This is a genomic window from Paracoccus yibinensis (genome assembly GCF_030846195.1).
In the GTDB taxonomy this organism is placed as follows: Bacteria; Pseudomonadota; Alphaproteobacteria; order Rhodobacterales; family Rhodobacteraceae; genus Paracoccus; species Paracoccus yibinensis.
Map to the genome: position 1 here is coordinate 448,637 of NZ_JAVCWH010000002.1, position 15,628 is coordinate 464,264.

The window sequence follows — 15,628 nt, forward strand, 5'->3', positions numbered from 1 at the left end:
CACCGCTCGACAGATCAACAACCCCGAGTGTCTGCGCATGACCGTCCAGAACGACAAGCCGGTTCACGCCGACGCCCCCCGTCCTGCCAACCCCGCCCAGGGCGGCCCCGTCCCCTTGCCGACGCAGCCCAAGCCCGTGCCTGCCAGCCAGCCTCCCGCGGCAAAGCCAGCCGCGGCTCAGCCTGCCGCGGCACAGCCGAACCCGGCGGCGGGCGGCACGGCCGCCCCGCGTCCCGTGCCGGCGGCGCCGGGCCGTCCGGTCCCGCAGATGCCCCCGCCCCAGGCGCCGGTGAAGCCCGCGGCCTCGACCGCCCGCCTGAAGCCGCGCCATCTGGGCGTGGCCGCCAGCTTCGTGTTGATCGTGCTGCTGCCGATCCTGGTCAGCACCTGGTATCTGTATGCCCGGGCCGAGGACCAGTATGCGTCCTACATGGGCTTCACGGTGCGTTCCGAATCGGGCGTGTCGCCCAGTGAACTGCTGGGCGGGCTGACCTCTCTCGTGGGGTCCACGTCGAGCACGGGCAACGATACCGACATCCTCTACAAGTTCATCCAGAGCCATGACCTGGTGCAGCGCATCGACGACCGGCTGGACCTGCGCGCAATCTGGTCCAAGCCCGAGAACGATCCTGTCTTCGCCTATACCGGAAACAATTCGCTGGAAGATCTGCTGTCGGAATGGGAACGCAAGGTTCGCGTCTATTATGACGAGGGCATGATCGACCTGCGCGTCGTGGCCTTCGATCCCAAGGACGCGCAGGCGATCACCCAGGCGATCTATGACGAAAGCACCATCCTGGTGAACGAACTGAACGCCGTGGCGCGCGAAGATGCCCTGCGTTATGCCCGCAATGACCTGGACCAGGCGCTGGAGCGGCTGCGTTCCGCCCGCCAGGCGATGACCGAATTCCGCAACCGCCACCAGCTTGTCGATCCGGCCGCCGATGTCGCGGGCCAAGCCGGCGTCGTCAGCACCCTTCAGGCGCAATTGGCCGAACAGCTTGTCGCGCTTGGCCTGCTTCAGGCGAATGCCCAGGAAAACGATCCCCGGATCGAACAAACCCAGCTTCGGGTGGACGTGATCCGCGAACAGATCGCCGCCGAACGCCAGAAATTCGGTTCCGAGACGGCCACCGGCGAGGCGCTGTCCGAAGTCGTGGGCCAGTTCGAAAGCCTGATGGTGGATCGCGAATTCGCGGAACAGACCTATGTCGCGTCCCTTGCCGCCTATGACGCCGCCCGCGCCGAGGCCGCGCGCCAGACCCGGTACCTGGCCGCCTATGTCAAGCCGACCCTGGCCGAGGATTCCGAATTCCCCAAGCGGATGAAGCTGCTGCCCCTGATCGGCGGCTTTCTGCTGCTGATCTGGATCGTCGGCATCCTGACCTATTACAGCCTGCGCGACCGTCGATGATCCGGCTGGAAAACCTGACCAAGATCTACAAGCTGAACGGGCGGCGAAAGGTCGTGGCCGACAATCTGAACGCGACCTTTCCGACGGGCGTGTCCGTCGCGCTGCTGGGGCGCAACGGCGCGGGCAAGTCCTCGCTGCTGCGGATGATCTCGGGGGCGATGCTGCCCACTTCGGGGCAGATCCTGTCGACCGGCACGATCAGCTGGCCGGTAGGTTTCGCGGGGTCCTTCAACGCCGAACTGACGGGCGAACAGAACTGCCGCTTTGTCGCGCGCGTCTATGGCATCGACACGGACGAGATGCGCGACTTCGTCGAGGACTTTGCCGAACTGGGCCAGCATTTCTATCTGCCGTTCCGCACCTATTCGTCGGGGATGCGGGCGCGCCTGGCCTTTGGCGTGTCCATGGCCGTGCCCTTCGACACCTATCTGGTGGACGAAGTGTCGGCCGTGGGCGATGCCGCCTTCCGCGCCAAGTCGAACCATGTCTTCAATGCGCGCATGAAGGCGGCGGGGGCCGTCGTCGTATCCCATTCGATGCAATCCCTGCGCGAGATCTGCCAGGCCGGGGCGGTGCTGGAAAACGGACAGCTCAGCTATTTCCACGATCTGGAAGATGCCATCGCGGCCCATACGGCCAACATGCAGCGCGCCGTGTCCCGGGCAGGCTAGGGACGGATTGCAACGGTCCCGTGTCAGCCGCATGGCGGCTATGGCATCTGCCATTCCGCACCATTACAAGGCGGCGAAAGGCGTATCCATAAGGGCAGCTTCATGAAAATCATCGTTCTGGGCGGAGACGGTTTCTGCGGCTGGCCCACGGCGCTTCATCTGTCCGCGCGCGGCCATGACGTCATCATCGTGGACAACCTGTCGCGCCGGAAGATCGATGTGGAACTGGAGGTCAGCAGCCTGACCCCGATCCGGCACCTGGGCGAACGCGTGCGCGCCTGGCACGAGCTGACGAACCACGCCATCCGGGTCGAAAACTTCACGGTGGGCAAGCATTACCACCGCCTGCTGACCCTGCTGCGCGACGAAAAGCCCGACGCGGTGATCCATTTCGCCGAACAGCGCGCCGCGCCCTATTCGATGAAATCCAGCTGGCACAAGCGTTACACGGTCAACAACAACCTGAACGCCACCAACGACGTGCTGGCCGCCATCGTCGAAAGCGGCCAGGACATCCATCTGGTCCACCTGGGCACGATGGGCGTCTATGGCTATGGCACGGCAGGGATGAAGATCCCCGAGGGCTATCTGGACGTGGTGATCGAGACCGAGAACGGCCCCCACCGGCAGGAAATCCTTTATCCCGCCAATCCGGGGTCGATCTATCACATGACCAAGACCCAGGATCAGCTGTTCTTCTTCTATTACAACAAGAACGACGGCGTGCGGATCACCGACCTGCACCAGGGCATCGTCTGGGGCACCCAGACCGAGGAAACGCGCATGGACGACCGGCTGATCAACCGCTTCGACTATGACGGCGATTACGGCACGGTGCTGAACCGTTTCCTGATGCAGGCTGCCATCGGCTATCCCCTGACGGTGCATGGCACCGGCGGGCAGACCCGCGCCTTCATCCATATCCAGGACACCTGCCGCTGCATCGAACTGGCGCTGACGAACCCGCCGGCGCGCGGCGATCGGGTCAGCATCCTGAACCAGATGACCGAAACCCACCGCGTCCGCGACCTGGCACAGATGATCGCCGATCAGACCGGGGTCGAGGTCGCGTTCCTGAAGAACCCCCGCAACGAGGCGGACGAGAACGACCTGCACGTCGCCAACGACCGCTTCCTTGGACTGGGCCTGGACCCGATCAAGCTGGAGGACGGGTTGCTGGCCGAGGTGCAGGAAATCGCACGGAAATTCGCGGACCGCTGCGACCGGGACAAGATCCCCTGCGTGTCGCAGTGGCGCACGGCCTGAGGGTCGGATGCCGCCGCGCCCGGATCCCGGCGCGGCGCCTGGTCTTTGGCCGCCTGTGTTACTGCACCCGCGCCCAGGTCTGGCTTTTGCAGATCAGCCCGCCCGCGACGCAGCCCGACAGGCTCATCCGGTCGCCCTGGACGCTGGCCTTGCCGTTGTAGATCTTGTCGTTTGAAGGCCGCCAGACCTTGCCGGCGTAATTCCCGCCGCTTTGCGGGGCCATGTCGATGACGATTTGGCGACCCAGGTTCGGCGACTGGTATTCCGCGGTTCCCTGATAGGTCCGCGTGATCGTGCCGCAGAAGGCGCCGCCGCAGGGGGCGATGGTGACATGGGCGAAGGATCCTTCGTCCGGCTGGGTCTGCCAGACACCCTCGATCGGGTCGGCTGTGGCGGCGGTGCCCGCCAGGACAAGAATGGCTGTGGCGATGATGTGACGCATGGGGTTCCCTCCTCCTGATGGCGGGATGCTGCGCAGGCGCCTTGGTTCTGGCAAGCATGACGTCAGGTCGCAGCGCCCTTCCGTTCCGTTCGCCCCCATGGCAAAGGATGCGCGACCGCAGTGCCAGGAGACGCGCCATGATCCTTTATCCCGCCATCGACCTGAAGGACGGCAACTGCGTCCGCCTGCTGCGCGGGGAAATGGAGGCCGCGACCGTCTTCGGAACCGACCCGGCGGCACAGGCCCGCGCCTTCCAGGATGCGGGTGCGGAGTGGCTGCATCTGGTGGACCTGAACGGCGCCTTCGCGGGCCATCCGGTCAACGCCGCGGCGGTCGAGGCGATCCTGGCGGCCACCCGGATCCCCGCCCAGCTTGGCGGCGGCATCCGGGACATGGCGACCATCGAAGGCTGGCTGGAAAAAGGCCTGACGCGCGTGATCCTGGGAACCGTCGCGGTCGAAAATCCCGACCTCGTGCGCCAGGCGGCGGCGGCCTTTCCGGGCCGGATCGCGGTCGGCATCGACGCCCGCGCGGGCCGCGTCGCCACCCGTGGCTGGGCCACCGAGACCGAGCTGCAGGCCACCGACCTTGCCCGCCAGTTCCAGGATGCGGGCGTCGCCGCGATCATCTATACCGACATCGACCGCGACGGGGCCATGCAAGGCCCGAACATCGCCGCGACCGAAGCCCTGGCCCGCGCGGTCGGCATCCCGGTCATCGCCTCGGGCGGGGTGTCGTCGCTGGACGATCTTCGCGCGCTGAAGGAAACGCAGGTGATCGCGGGCGCGATCTCGGGGCGGGCGCTGTATGACGGGGCGATTGATCTGGCCGAGGCCCTGGCGCTGCTGAGATAGGTCAGCCGCATACCGCAGACGCCCTCGTAGGGTGGGGTTTCACCCCACCCTAAGTCGGATTGAGCAAGCGACAGACCGACCTGATCAGATCTGGCGTTCGGGCATCTGGACGACCAGTCCGTCAAGCGCCTCGGTCACCTTGATCTGGCAGGTCAGGCGCGACCGTTCGGGATCGGGCTGCCAGGCGAAATCCAGCATGTCCTCCTCCATCGGATCCTTGGGGGGAAGCTGGTCCAGCCAGGCGGGATCGACATAGACATGGCAGGTCGAACAGGCGCAGGCGCCGCCGCAGTCGGCGTCGATCCCCGGCACGCCATTGTCGCGCGCGCCTTCCATCACCGTCATGCCGGGCTTCACGTCAACCTCGTGCCGGGTTCCGTTATGCTCGATATAGGTGATGCGGGCCATGGCTTGCGTATCCTTTGCTGTTGAGGGGCAGATAGGCCATCGCCCCCGCAATGAAAAGGGGCGTGCGGCCCCTTATGCATCCGCCGGGGCGCCGAAGCGGAAACGGCCCGCCCCGTCCCAAGGCCCGCCCCGGTAATGCCACAGCAGCAATCCCCTTATGGTCAGGGGGAAGGGCCGGAAATCGGCGGATAGTTCATCGAACAAGGCACGCGCCTCGGATGGGGCGACCTTGTTCTGGATCGTGACATGCGGCCTGATCCGCTGGCGGTCCTGGGGGGTCAGCGCCTGTGAAAAGATCGCCGAAAGGCCGTCGCGCAACCGCTCGATCCCCGGGCAGTCGATGTCATAGGCGACGCCCCTGCCCAGGAAGCGCAGCCCCGACACCCGGCCTTCCATAGGGGAGAAATTGCGTGCGGCGTCCTGCAAGTCCTGCGTGATCCAGCCGATGCCGGCGCCCGGCAGATGATGAAACAGCGTCAGATGCGCGGGAATGTGGTTGCGCGCGGGCGGGAAATGCCGCTGCCGCATGGTCTGGAAAACGTCAAAGCTGCGGTCGTCCAGCCACGCGGTCAGGATCAGCGGGTCGTCGTCGGCCATCCTTCAAGTTCCGTCCGCGCTGTGGTCGTGAAAAGGGGCGGCCCGCAAACGCGAGCCGCCCCGAAGCGCCTTATCGGCTTTCGCCGTCGGCCCTCAGCTTTCGCCGACCGGCAGGGCCACGAAGCGCGGCTCTCCGTCGCGACGCACCAGGACCAGCAGCGACTTGCGGCCCGCCTCGCGCGCCTCGTCGATGCGGGCGTTCAGGTCCGCAATGGACGCAACCGGCTGCTGGCCCGCCTCGGTGATGATGTCGCCGGGGGCGAGGCCCTTTTCGGCGGCTTCGCTGGCGGGATCGACCTCTTGCACCAGAAGGCCCTTGCTGTCGGCGGGCAGGCCCATGTCCTGCGCCATCTCGGCCGTCAGCACCGACAGCGACATGCCCAGGATGTCCTGCTGGGCGGGACCGTCCCCGCCACGCTCGCCGGTGGTATCGCCCGTGCCTTCCGCCGTCTCGCGCCGGCCCAGCGTCACGCTGAGCGTCACGGGACCGTCCTGGCGCTGCACGACGACATCGACCGGTTCGCCCGCCGGGGCCTCGGCCACGCGGCGGACCAGGCCGCGGGTATCCTCGACCGGCGATCCGGCAAAGCTGGTGATCACGTCGCCCGCGCGCATCCCGGCCTCTTTCGCGGGACCCTCGGGGACATCCGTCACCATGGCGCCCGTCTCGGATTCCAGACCAAGCGCCTCGGCCATGTCGGGGGTGACGTCCTGGATCTTGACGCCCAGCCAGCCGCGCCGGGTTTCGCCGAATTCGCGCAACTGATCCACGACGCTGGACACAACGTTCGACGCCATCGAGAAACCGATGCCGATCGAGCCGCCGTTGGGCGACAGGATGGCGGTGTTCACGCCCACGACCTCGCCCTGGAGGTTGAACAGCGGCCCGCCCGAGTTGCCGCGGTTGATGGCCGCGTCGGTCTGCAGGTAATCGTCATAGGTGCCCGAGAGTTCGCGGTTGCGGGCCGAGACGATGCCCGAACTGGCCGAGAAGCCCTGGCCCAGCGGGTTGCCCAGGGCCAGCACCCAGTCGCCCACGCGCGCGTCGTCGGAATTGCCGAATTCGACGAAGGGCAGCGGCTCCTCGCTTTCGACCTTCAGCAGGGCCACATCGGTGTTCGGGTCGGTGCCGACGACTTCGGCGGCCAGCGTTTCGCCGGAATAGAACTCGATCTCGATCTCGTCGGCACCCTCGATCACGTGGTTGTTCGTGACGATGAAGCCGTCAGCCGAAATCACGAAGCCCGAGCCGAGCGCGTTCGACCGCTGGGGCATCCGGGGTCCGCCCTGGCCCGGCTGGCCGGGCATTCCGGGAATGCCGAAGTCGCGGAACAGGTCCGAGAACGGGCTTCCCTCGGGGAACATCGGCCCGCCCTCGCCGCCGGTGGGCTGGGCCACCACGGCGCTTGTGGTGATGTTGACCACCGCAGGGGCGACCTGCTGGACCAGATCGGCAAAGCTGTCCGGCATGACCTCGGACGAGCCAGCCTGGGGTTCTGCCTTCAGCGGTTCATTGTTGTTCGCCGCCTCTTGCGCCTGCTGGCTGGCCTCGGGCGAAATATCGGGCTGCGCGTCTTGCGCGGCCGCAAAGCCCAGGCCGACAGTTACGGCCAAGGCCGAGGCAGTCAGAAGATGCCGAGCAGAAAACGTCTTCATGCGGATGTCCTCATCTTACGCAGTTCGTCGGTCCTGACAGAGGGCCGGGGACCGCTGGTGTTATGAAGAAGAAATAGGGCGGCGTTGCAAATAAACCACGCTCTCGGACAGTGAACTGATCGTGACTTTTATTGCAGAAGGGGCAGATGTCGCCACCTGCCCCTGTCGTTCCTTGTTACTGTGCAGGCTGGGCCTCAGGGGCTGGTTCGGTCCCTTCGCCCCCAGCCTCGGCCCCAGGCTCTGCCGCCGGCTCACCTGCCGCGTCAGTGGCTTCGGGCGCCGTCGCAGGGTCGGCTTCCGCATCGGCTGCCGAACCCGCCGGATCGGCAGGAGGTGCCTCGGCCGCCCCACTGACAGGCGCCACCACGCCGTCGCTCTGCTGCGGGGGGGTGGTCAACATTTCCGGCACCGGGGTCAGCTTGACGCCCGCGCTTTCGCCCAGAGGATTGCCTTCGCGGTCAGTGACGGTCGGGGTCACCAGGCCTTCTTCCTCCTCCTGGGTCTGCGGCTCCAGGACTGCCGCCGCCGAGTTGCCCGCAGGCACGGGGGTCGCCGAAGGATTGGCGCGGCTGGATCCGTCATCCCTCAGATAGCTGAAGAACTCGCCGTCGGGCTGCAGGACCATGGTGCTGTTATCGCCCTGCAGCGCCCGTTCGTAGGAGGTCATCGACCGGGTGAAGGCGAAGAACTCGGGGTCGCGGCCGAAGGCATCGGCATAGATGGCGTTCCGCTGGGCGTCGGCTTCACCGCGCACGATCTCGGCGCGCTTGGACGCTTCCGAGGTCAGTTCGGTGACGGTCCGGTCCGCCGCGGCGCGGACACGCTGCGCGGCCTCGCCACCGCGGGCGATCTCGTCCGCGGCCTCGCGCTGACGCTCGGCCCGCATCCGGGCATAGGTCGCGTTCAGGTTCTGCTCGGGCAGGTCGGTGCGGGTCAGGCGCACGTCGATGATCTCGACCCCCAGCCCGGCCGAGTTGTTGCGCGCCTCGTCGCGGATCTGGTTCATCAGCGCGGTCCGGTCGTCCGACAGCACGCTGGTAGACGGCACGGTGCCCAGCACCTCGCGGATGGCGTTGCGCACGATCGGCTCCAGCCGGCCCTGCGCGCCCTGGATGCCGCCCGCGCCAACGGCCTGGCGGAAGCGGACGACATCGGTGATGCGCCAGCGGGCGAAGGCGTCCACGATCAGGCGGCGGTCGTCCAGAGGCGTGACTTCCAGCGGCACGGTGGGCAGGCCCAGGATGCGGCCATCGTATTTCTCGACGTTATCCAGGAAGGGCAACTTGAACCCCAGGCCCGGTTCCTCTTTCACGTCGACCACGCGGCCCAGACGCAGCACAAGCGCCTTTTCGCGTTCGTCCACGATGAACAGCGACGAAGCCACCAGCACCGCCACCACGATCAGCAACGGGATGGCCAGTGTCGCGGCCGTAATTCTGCGAGCGTTGGCCATCAGTTGTTACCCCCCGTGTTCGCGTTGCCCTGGCCTTGCAGCCCCGAACCGGGCAAGCCGGTGCTCGTCTGGCCGGCGTTCTGGCCGCCCGTGCCAGATCCCTGCGGGCGCAACTGGTCCAGCGGCAGATAGGGCACGACGCCCGATCCCTGCCCTTCGGGCGAATCGCCAAGGATCACCTTGTCCACGCGGCCCAGGACGTTTTCCATGGTTTCCAGATACATCCGGCGGCGGGTCACTTCAGGCGCCTTCACATATTCCTCGTAGATCGAATTGAAGCGCGCAGCCTCGCCCTGGGCGGTGTTGACGGCCTGGGCGCGATAAGCCTCGGCCTGTTCCAGGGCCTGGGCTGCGTCACCGCGGGCCTGGGCCAGGACGCGGTTGGCATAGGCGTCGGCTTCCTTCTCAAGCCGGTCGCGTTCCTGCTGGGCGGCCTGAACCTCGCGGAAGGCGTCGATCACCTCGGCGGGCGGGTCGGCGCGGTCAAGGTTGACCCGGACCACGTTGATCCCGGACTCATAGGCGTCCAGCGTCTGCTGCACGGATTCCTGAAGATCGTTGGCGATGGTGCCCCGGTCGCGGTTCAGGATCGGCGCCAGTTCGCTGCGCGCGATGATGTCGCGCATCGAGGATTCGGCCACGGCGCGCATCGTGTCGGCGGGATCGGCCAGGTTGAACAGGAATTTCTCGGGATCCGAGATGTTCCAGACGACCTGGTATTCCATGTCCACGATGTTCTGGTCGCGGGTCAGCATCAGGCCGTTGTCCATCTCGCCCTGCGCACCCGTGCCGATTTCGGTCACGCGTTCGTTCGTGACGGGGATGACCTCGGCGGTGACGAAGGGCCAGGGGGCAAAGTTCAGACCCTCGGTCCCAACGGCCACGGCGCGGCCGAACAGGAACTCGACGCTGCGCTCGTTGGTCTGGACACGATAGAAGCTGGCAAAGGCCCACAAGGACAACAGGACCAGGCCGCCGATGGTCAGGGTGGTCCGGTTCAACTGGAAGCCCGGTGTCTGCGGGCGCCGGGGTCCACCCCCGTTCGGGCCATTGCCGTTGCCGCTGCCGCGACCGCCCATCAGGACGCGCAGGCGTTCCTGGCCCTTCTTCATCAGTTCTTCGATCTCGGGCATCTGCTGCTGGCCACCGGGGCGCTGCGGCCCTTTCGGTGGTTGCTGCTGACCCCAGGGGCGGTTCACCGGACGCTTGTCGCGATCCTCATCGTCTCCTCCGCCGCTTCCGCCGCCCCAAGGGCCCTGACTTGCCATCCGTGGTCCTTCTTTCTTCTTCGAAATTCCGTTGTTTGAAAACTGGTGCAGCGGGGGGAAAAGTCAACCCGACGGCCCCCTGCCCGCGCCCATCTGTCGCAATTGTCAGGCGGTTGCAGCCTGTGCATGAACCTCCAGCCGGTGCTGGCGAGTGGGTTGGCGCATCGTGACCAGTTCCTCGGCCGCGGTGGGGTGGACGGCCATCGTCGCGTCGAAATCGCCCTTGGTCGCGCCCATGGTGATGGGGATCGCGGCCAACTGGATCATCTCGCCCGCGTCGGGTCCGAAGATATGGCATCCCAGAACCCGGTCGGTTTCGGGATCGACCAGCAGCTTCATCATGACCTTGGCATTGCTGCCCGCGAACATGGACCGCATGGGCCGGAACACGGTGGCATAAACATCCACATCGCCCCGCGCCTGCGCCTGTTCCTCGGTCAATCCGATCTGCGCGACCTCGTGTGGGCGCAGATAGACGGCGCTTGCAATGGTGGCGTGGCTAACCTTGCGCGCCCGCCCGCCGAAGATCGTGTCCGCGAAGGCATGACCCTCGCGGATCGCCACGGGGGTCAGGTTCACCCGGTCGGTAACGTCCCCCACCGCGAAGATCGAGGGCACCGCGGTCTGGGACCATTCGTCCACGGCGATCGCGCCATTCCCGCGCAGGTGGACGCCGGTGTTCTCCAGTCCCAGCCCGCCGGTATAGGGATTGCGGCCGGTGGCCCAGATCACCGCGTCGAAATCCTCGTGGCTGCCGTCGTTGAAGGCGACGCTGATGCGGTCGCCCGCCCGCGCCAGGCCGGTCGGGGTGACGTTCAGCCGCAGGTCGATGCCGATCTCGCTCAGTTGCAGGGTCGCCATGTCGCGGGCTTGCCGGTCGAAGCCGCGCAGCACCGCGTCGCCGCGATAAACCTGCACGGTTTCGCAGCCCAACCCTGCCAGAATGGTGGCAAATTCGCAGGCGATATAGCCGCCGCCGACCAGCAGCACCCGGCGCGGCAGTTCATCCATCAGGAACAGGTCGTCCGAGATCAGGCCCAGTTCCTCGCCCGGAATGCCGGGCAAGGCGGGGCGGCCCCCGACCGCGATCAGGATATGCTTGGCGGTCCTGGTCGTGCCGTCGGCCAGGGCGACCGTATGGGGATCGACGACGGTGGCGCGCTGATGGAAGATCTGCACGCCCGACTTTTCCAGGTTTGCGGTATAGATCAGCTCCAGCCGGGTCAGTTCGGCGTCCAGCTTCGATCGGAAGACCGGCCAGTCGAACCTGCCCGCCTGCGCGCCTTCCCAGCCATAGCCGCGCATTTCGCTGGCCATCAGGCCCGCCTGGGACGCGAAGATCATCAGCTTCTTGGGCACGCAGCCGCGAATGACGCAGGTGCCCCCCATGCGGCTTTCCTCGGCCAGGGCCACGCGGGCGCCGTGTTCGCCCGCCGCGATGCGGGCCGCGCGCACGCCACCGGATCCGCCGCCGATCACGAATAGGTCATAGTCGAAGTTCATGGCTGGTCCCCTTCGCCGGCCAGCATGTCGGCGTCTATATCGGCATTGCGGTCCAGCCGGACAACGGTGCCATCCGGTTTGCCAATGATCGCCAGATGGCACATGCCCAGGAACAGACCGTGCTCCACGACGCCGGGAATGGCCGCCAGCGCACGGGCAAGGGCCACCGGATCGGGGATGCATTCAAGATGTAGGTCCAGGATCCAGTTGCCCTCGTCCGTGATCCAGGGATCGCTGCCCTTCAGGCGATGCAGCACGTCGCGGTCGCCCAGGTCCAGATCCTCGAGCGCGCGGCGGATCAGGGTGCGGGTGGTCTCGAACCCGAATTGCACAACCTCGACCGGCAGGGGAAAGGCGCCAAGCTGTTCGACGACCTTGCCGGGATCGGCGATGACGACCATCCGGCGGCTGGCGGCCGCGACGATCTTTTCGCGCAGATGCGCGCCGCCGCCGCCCTTGATCAGGTGCAGGTCGGGATCGACCTCGTCGGCGCCGTCGATGGTCATGTCCAGCCAGCCGATCTCGTCCAGGCTTTCGATGGACAGCCCCAGGCTTTCGGCCAGTTCGCAGGTCGCGCGCGAGGTGGCAGCGCAGCGGAGCGACAATCCCTCGGCCCTGGCGCGGGCGGCCAGTTCGCGGACCATGACGCTGGCCGTCGAACCCGTGCCCAGGCCCAGCTTCATGCCGTCCCGGACCAGGGCCACGGCGGCACGCGCGGCAGCCAGCTTGGCGGGATCAGGTTGGGTGTTCTGGGTCATCGGCGGCCTCCGGCTGGGACTGGTTGGATGCTTATAGGCCAAGCTGCGGTCATGTGGAACGGTCGAGACGGAAAACGCGGCGGCTGCGGAGCAAGGATCTCCAGGCTCTGAAATTGGAAGCGTGCAGTCCGTGTATATAATCTGCCGGAGCATTTACCCGGTCAGATCAAAAAACAGGGAAAACGGCGTTCTATTTCATGTTTGATTCCGACTTGTATCCTTCATGCGTTATTATAATCGTGTTTTCGCCGATTGAGAGATCGTCGCCAATCCAACAGCAAAGAATAGTTCAAGGTGAATAAACCTCCATTTGAACAAATCCTGTGGGTCGAAGGGATCAGGCATGAAAAGTTCTCTTTTAAGCGGCGCAGCCAGGACAATTCCTCTTGCAATGGCTTCACGGACCCAAGCCGCGACAATCATTCTCGATTTCGAGGGTGTGAACTCGACCTGTCCCTCAGGCTTTGCCTTCGTGGGCGATTATTACAATGACGGTGTCAGCAGCGACGGCACCTCGGGCACAGACTTCGGGATCGAGTTTTCCGAAAACGCCCAGGCGATCTGCCTGAACACGCCTGGCACCACCTGTTCGAACACCTCTCGCGGCGGGCAGGGCAACCCTAATTCCCAGCTGGGCGGACTGTTCTTCCTGTCGGGCGACGAAACCTTCATGAACGTCGCCGCAGGCTTTACCGCCGGGTTTTCGTTCCTCCATTCCGCAATCTTCGAACCGGATCGATCAGCGTCTATGACGGGCTGAACGGCACGGGCAACCTGCTGGCCTCCCTTTCGCTTGGCCTGACCCCCAGCACCTGCGGCGGTCAATACAACGCAGGTTTCTGCCCCTTCGTGGCTGGCGGCACCGGCTTTGCCGGAGTGGCCGACCAGATCGTCTTCGACGACGTGACCTTCGGCAGCGTGACGCCGGATCCCGATCCGTCGCCGGTCCCGGTTCCTGCGGCATTCCCGATGCTGGCCGGCGGACTGGGCTGCTGTCGGTGCTTCGCCCCCGCAAGGCGAAATAGCGTGGAACCCGGCCCCGCCGCAGCCGCGCGGCGGGGTTTCAGCCCCGGCTGGCGCTTTCGGGCAGGATCACCGTGAACGCGCTGCCCTGGCCCTTGCTGCTGTCGATGCGCAGCCGGCCGCGATGCCGGTTCACGATGTGCTTCACGATGGCAAGACCCAGCCCGGTGCCGCCCTGCGCCCGGGACCGATGCGTATCGACCCGATAAAAGCGTTCGGTCAGGCGCGGCAGGTGCATCCCCTCGATCCCCTCGCCCCGGTCGCGGATCTCCACCGCCCAGGCCGGGCCACGAAGCAGCGGTTCATGGTCGATCCGGCGCATCGACACGCCCAGGTATCCGCCTGTTCCGCCGTATTTCAACGCGTTCTCGATCAGATTCTGGAACACCTGCACCAACTGGTCGGAATCACCCGGCACCACCTGGCTGCCCGCAATGCCCTGGGTTTCAACCGTCACGCCTGCGGCCTTGGCGGCGTTGTCCATCGTCGCCAGCACGCCCCGCAGCAGCAAGGGCAGGTCCACCCGTTCCAGGGGGCGGCGGCGTTCCTCGGCCTGGACGCGGCTGAGGGACAGCAGGTCGCTGACCAGGCGGTTCATGCGGGCTGCCTCGCGCTCCATGATGTCCAGGAAGCGGGCGCGGGCGCGGGCATCGTCGCGGGCGGGGCCGCGCAGGGTTTCGATGAAGCCGATCATCGCGGTCAGGGGGGTCTTCAGTTCATGGCTGACATTGGCCACGAAATCGCGGCGCATCTGGTCGGCTTCCTCGGCTGCCGACCTGTCCAGCACCGCGATCGTCGCCCCCCGCCCCAGCACCGAGGGCAGCCGCGCCACGGTGATCTCGGCCGAAATGTCGCGTCCGTCGGCTCCGATCACGGCCGTCAGCCGCGCCACCCCGTCGATCGGGGCGGGCAGCCGTGGATCAGGCGGGGGTGCGGGATGGCGGTCGGGGTCCAGCACCCAATCGACCGCGGCCACGACCGCCGGATGGCGCAGGACCGTGACGAAAGGCCGGTTCAGAAGATCGGTCCCGCCAAACAGCGCCACCGCCGCGCGGTTCGCCCCGATGGTGCGCGCCTTGTCATCGACTGCCAGCATCGGCACGGGCACGCCTTCCAGCAGATCGGATGCCCGGCGATGCGGCCCGGACATCACCCGGCCTGGCGCAGGCCCGCGCGGAACCGCGCGGCATTGGCGCGGTAGCGGGCGGCCGACTGCCGCAGGCCTTCAAGCGCGGCATCGTCCAGCATCCGCACCACCTTGCCGGGGGCGCCCATGACCAGGGCGCCGGGCGGGATTTCCTTGTTTTCGGCGATCAGCGCGCCCGCGCCGATCAGCGCCCCGGCACCGATGCGGGCGCCGTTCAGGATCGTCGCGCCCATGCCGACCAGGGCGCCGTCGCCGATGGTGCAGCCGTGCAGGATCGCCCGGTGGCCGACCGTGCAATCCGCGCCGATCACCAGCGGACAGCCGGGATCGGTGTGCAGCACGCACAGATCCTGGATGTTGCTGCCGCGTCCCACCCGGATCTCCTCGGTGTCGCCGCGCAGCACGGCCCCCCACCAGACCGAGGCGCCGTCCTCCAGCACCACCTTGCCCATCAGTTGCGCGTCGGGCGCGACCCAGGCATCCGCCGCGACCTGCGGCGCGATGCCGTCCAGTTGCCAGATCATGCGTCCTCCTCCATCAGGTGCTTGACGAAGCGGCCCAGTCCCCCCTGCCGGTCGCGGCGCAACCGTTCGGCGGTCAGGATGGCGCGCAGGCGGTCTTCCGTCTCGTCCAGGTCGTCGTTGACCAGGACGTAATCGTATTCGGCCCAATGGCTGATCTCGGCCCGGCTTTTCTGCATCCGGGACGCGATCACCGCGTCGCTGTCCTGCCCGCGCCCGCGCAGCCGCCGTTCAAGTTCGGGAAGCGACGGCGGCAGCACGAAGATCGACACGACATGCCCCCCCAGGGACGATGCGCGGATCTGCTGGCCGCCCTGCCAGTCCACGTCGAACAGCGTGTCGCGCCCGTCGCGCATCGCCGCCTCGACCGGGGCGCGGGGGGTGCCATAGAGGTTGCCGAACACCTCGGCATGCTCCAGCATCTGCCCCTGCTCGACCATCTGGTGAAAGGCGCCTGGGGTGGTAAAGAAGTAATGCTTCCCGTCCACCTCGCCCGGACGTGGGGGACGGGTGGTGGCGGATACCGAAAAGCGCAGGCTGGGATCCCAGTCCATCAGCCGCCGGGCCAGCGTCGATTTCCCCGCGCCCGACGGCGATGACAGGATGATCAGCAGGCCGGTCCGGTCCATGGGTCGTCTTTCCTTGGC

Annotated in this window: 16 protein-coding genes; 5 read left to right on the top strand and 11 right to left on the bottom strand. The window is 66.5% G+C overall.

What is annotated here, in order from left to right; translation table 11 throughout:
• The first annotated feature begins 37 nt into the window (after positions 1–37).
• The 3 genes from RAH32_RS05815 to RAH32_RS05825 all read left to right on the top strand — a co-directional run bounded on the left by RAH32_RS05815 (position 38) and on the right by RAH32_RS05825 (position 3,351).
• Positions 38–1,414, top strand: coding sequence for a KpsE/RkpR family capsule polysaccharide export protein (locus RAH32_RS05815; RefSeq protein ID WP_306606008.1), 1,377 nt, complete (start codon positions 38–40; stop codon positions 1,412–1,414).
• On the top strand, positions 1,411–2,085 hold the full coding sequence (locus tag RAH32_RS05820) for an ABC transporter ATP-binding protein (RefSeq protein ID WP_306606010.1): 675 nt from the start codon (positions 1,411–1,413) through the stop codon (positions 2,083–2,085). The genes RAH32_RS05815 and RAH32_RS05820 overlap by 4 nt, the downstream gene beginning before the upstream one ends.
• Before the next feature lie 102 nt (positions 2,086–2,187).
• On the top strand, positions 2,188–3,351 hold the full coding sequence (locus RAH32_RS05825) for an NAD-dependent epimerase/dehydratase family protein (protein WP_306606012.1): 1,164 nt from the start codon (positions 2,188–2,190) through the stop codon (positions 3,349–3,351).
• Positions 3,352–3,409: 58 nt separating this feature from the next.
• Here the strand turns inward: RAH32_RS05825 and RAH32_RS05830 are convergent, their stop codons facing one another.
• Positions 3,410–3,793 (bottom strand): DUF2147 domain-containing protein, encoded by a 384-nt coding sequence (locus RAH32_RS05830; RefSeq protein ID WP_306606014.1) that lies wholly within the window; start codon positions 3,791–3,793, stop codon positions 3,410–3,412.
• 137 nt (positions 3,794–3,930) lie between these two features.
• Here RAH32_RS05830 and hisA point away from each other — a divergent pair, with 137 nt between their 5' ends.
• Positions 3,931–4,647 carry a 1-(5-phosphoribosyl)-5-[(5-phosphoribosylamino)methylideneamino]imidazole-4-carboxamide isomerase gene (gene hisA, locus RAH32_RS05835; protein ID WP_306606016.1) on the top strand — a complete coding sequence of 239 codons (717 nt, stop codon included), beginning with the start codon at positions 3,931–3,933 and terminating at the stop codon, positions 4,645–4,647.
• Positions 4,648–4,731: 84 nt separating this feature from the next.
• Here hisA and RAH32_RS05840 read toward each other — a convergent pair whose 3' ends face one another.
• From RAH32_RS05840 to rpiA, 7 genes are all read right to left on the bottom strand, one after another.
• The gene (locus tag RAH32_RS05840; protein ID WP_306606018.1) at positions 4,732–5,055 is read right to left on the bottom strand and encodes a 2Fe-2S iron-sulfur cluster-binding protein; all 324 of its coding nucleotides are present in this window, start codon (positions 5,053–5,055) and stop codon (positions 4,732–4,734) included.
• 72 nt (positions 5,056–5,127) lie between these two features.
• On the bottom strand, positions 5,128–5,652 hold the full coding sequence (locus RAH32_RS05845) for a 2'-5' RNA ligase family protein (RefSeq protein WP_306606020.1): 525 nt from the start codon (positions 5,650–5,652) through the stop codon (positions 5,128–5,130).
• A 93-nt stretch (positions 5,653–5,745) separates the two neighbouring features.
• Positions 5,746–7,308, bottom strand: a complete 1,563-nt coding sequence (locus tag RAH32_RS05850; RefSeq protein ID WP_306606022.1) for a Do family serine endopeptidase — start codon at positions 7,306–7,308, stop codon at positions 5,746–5,748.
• Between the two features lie 175 nt (positions 7,309–7,483).
• Positions 7,484–8,743 carry a protease modulator HflC gene (hflC, locus tag RAH32_RS05855; RefSeq protein ID WP_373429680.1) on the bottom strand — a complete coding sequence of 420 codons (1,260 nt, stop codon included), beginning with the start codon at positions 8,741–8,743 and terminating at the stop codon, positions 7,484–7,486.
• Positions 8,744–8,760: 17 nt separating this feature from the next.
• On the bottom strand, positions 8,761–10,029 hold the full coding sequence (hflK, locus tag RAH32_RS05860; protein WP_306606024.1) for an FtsH protease activity modulator HflK: 1,269 nt from the start codon (positions 10,027–10,029) through the stop codon (positions 8,761–8,763).
• A gap of 105 nt (positions 10,030–10,134) precedes the next feature.
• Positions 10,135–11,532, bottom strand: coding sequence for a glutathione-disulfide reductase (gene gorA, locus RAH32_RS05865; protein WP_306606026.1), 1,398 nt, complete (start codon positions 11,530–11,532; stop codon positions 10,135–10,137).
• The gene (gene rpiA / locus RAH32_RS05870; protein WP_306606028.1) at positions 11,529–12,290 is read right to left on the bottom strand and encodes a ribose-5-phosphate isomerase RpiA; all 762 of its coding nucleotides are present in this window, start codon (positions 12,288–12,290) and stop codon (positions 11,529–11,531) included. The genes gorA and rpiA overlap by 4 nt, the downstream gene beginning before the upstream one ends.
• A gap of 391 nt (positions 12,291–12,681) precedes the next feature.
• Here rpiA and RAH32_RS05875 point away from each other — a divergent pair, with 391 nt between their 5' ends.
• Positions 12,682–13,050: a hypothetical protein gene (locus tag RAH32_RS05875; RefSeq protein ID WP_306606030.1), complete on the top strand. Its 369-nt coding sequence runs from the start codon at positions 12,682–12,684 to the stop codon at positions 13,048–13,050.
• A 303-nt stretch (positions 13,051–13,353) separates the two neighbouring features.
• On the opposite strand, the gene RAH32_RS05880 is transcribed toward RAH32_RS05875, so the two are convergent.
• From RAH32_RS05880 to gmk, 3 genes are read right to left on the bottom strand one after another with little or no spacing between them, the layout of a single operon-like run.
• Positions 13,354–14,463 carry a sensor histidine kinase gene (locus RAH32_RS05880; protein ID WP_306606033.1) on the bottom strand — a complete coding sequence of 370 codons (1,110 nt, stop codon included), beginning with the start codon at positions 14,461–14,463 and terminating at the stop codon, positions 13,354–13,356.
• On the bottom strand, positions 14,463–14,984 hold the full coding sequence (locus RAH32_RS05885; RefSeq protein WP_306606035.1) for a gamma carbonic anhydrase family protein: 522 nt from the start codon (positions 14,982–14,984) through the stop codon (positions 14,463–14,465). Before RAH32_RS05885 ends, RAH32_RS05880 begins: the two co-directional genes overlap by 1 nt.
• Positions 14,981–15,610 (bottom strand): guanylate kinase, encoded by a 630-nt coding sequence (gene gmk / locus RAH32_RS05890; RefSeq protein WP_306606036.1) that lies wholly within the window; start codon positions 15,608–15,610, stop codon positions 14,981–14,983. The genes RAH32_RS05885 and gmk overlap by 4 nt, the downstream gene beginning before the upstream one ends.
• Positions 15,611–15,628: the final 18 nt, after the last annotated feature.

What these genes read in the sequence shown, in the direction of transcription:
- RAH32_RS05815 (WP_306606008.1), top strand. Translation starts at nt 38, where the DNA reads ATGACCGTCCAGAACGACAAGCCGGTTCACGCCGACGCCCCCCGTCCT.
- RAH32_RS05820 (WP_306606010.1), top strand. Translation starts at nt 1,411, where the DNA reads ATGATCCGGCTGGAAAACCTGACCAAGATCTACAAGCTGAACGGGCGG.
- RAH32_RS05825 (WP_306606012.1), top strand. Translation starts at nt 2,188, where the DNA reads ATGAAAATCATCGTTCTGGGCGGAGACGGTTTCTGCGGCTGGCCCACG.
- RAH32_RS05830 (WP_306606014.1), bottom strand. Translation starts at nt 3,793, where the DNA reads ATGCGTCACATCATCGCCACAGCCATTCTTGTCCTGGCGGGCACCGCC.
- hisA (WP_306606016.1), top strand. Translation starts at nt 3,931, where the DNA reads ATGATCCTTTATCCCGCCATCGACCTGAAGGACGGCAACTGCGTCCGC.
- RAH32_RS05840 (WP_306606018.1), bottom strand. Translation starts at nt 5,055, where the DNA reads ATGGCCCGCATCACCTATATCGAGCATAACGGAACCCGGCACGAGGTT.
- RAH32_RS05845 (WP_306606020.1), bottom strand. Translation starts at nt 5,652, where the DNA reads ATGGCCGACGACGACCCGCTGATCCTGACCGCGTGGCTGGACGACCGC.
- RAH32_RS05850 (WP_306606022.1), bottom strand. Translation starts at nt 7,308, where the DNA reads ATGAAGACGTTTTCTGCTCGGCATCTTCTGACTGCCTCGGCCTTGGCC.
- hflK (WP_306606024.1), bottom strand. Translation starts at nt 10,029, where the DNA reads ATGGCAAGTCAGGGCCCTTGGGGCGGCGGAAGCGGCGGAGGAGACGAT.
- gorA (WP_306606026.1), bottom strand. Translation starts at nt 11,532, where the DNA reads ATGAACTTCGACTATGACCTATTCGTGATCGGCGGCGGATCCGGTGGC.
- rpiA (WP_306606028.1), bottom strand. Translation starts at nt 12,290, where the DNA reads ATGACCCAGAACACCCAACCTGATCCCGCCAAGCTGGCTGCCGCGCGT.
- RAH32_RS05875 (WP_306606030.1), top strand. Translation starts at nt 12,682, where the DNA reads ATGGCTTCACGGACCCAAGCCGCGACAATCATTCTCGATTTCGAGGGT.
- RAH32_RS05880 (WP_306606033.1), bottom strand. Translation starts at nt 14,463, where the DNA reads ATGTCCGGGCCGCATCGCCGGGCATCCGATCTGCTGGAAGGCGTGCCC.
- RAH32_RS05885 (WP_306606035.1), bottom strand. Translation starts at nt 14,984, where the DNA reads ATGATCTGGCAACTGGACGGCATCGCGCCGCAGGTCGCGGCGGATGCC.
- gmk (WP_306606036.1), bottom strand. Translation starts at nt 15,610, where the DNA reads ATGGACCGGACCGGCCTGCTGATCATCCTGTCATCGCCGTCGGGCGCG.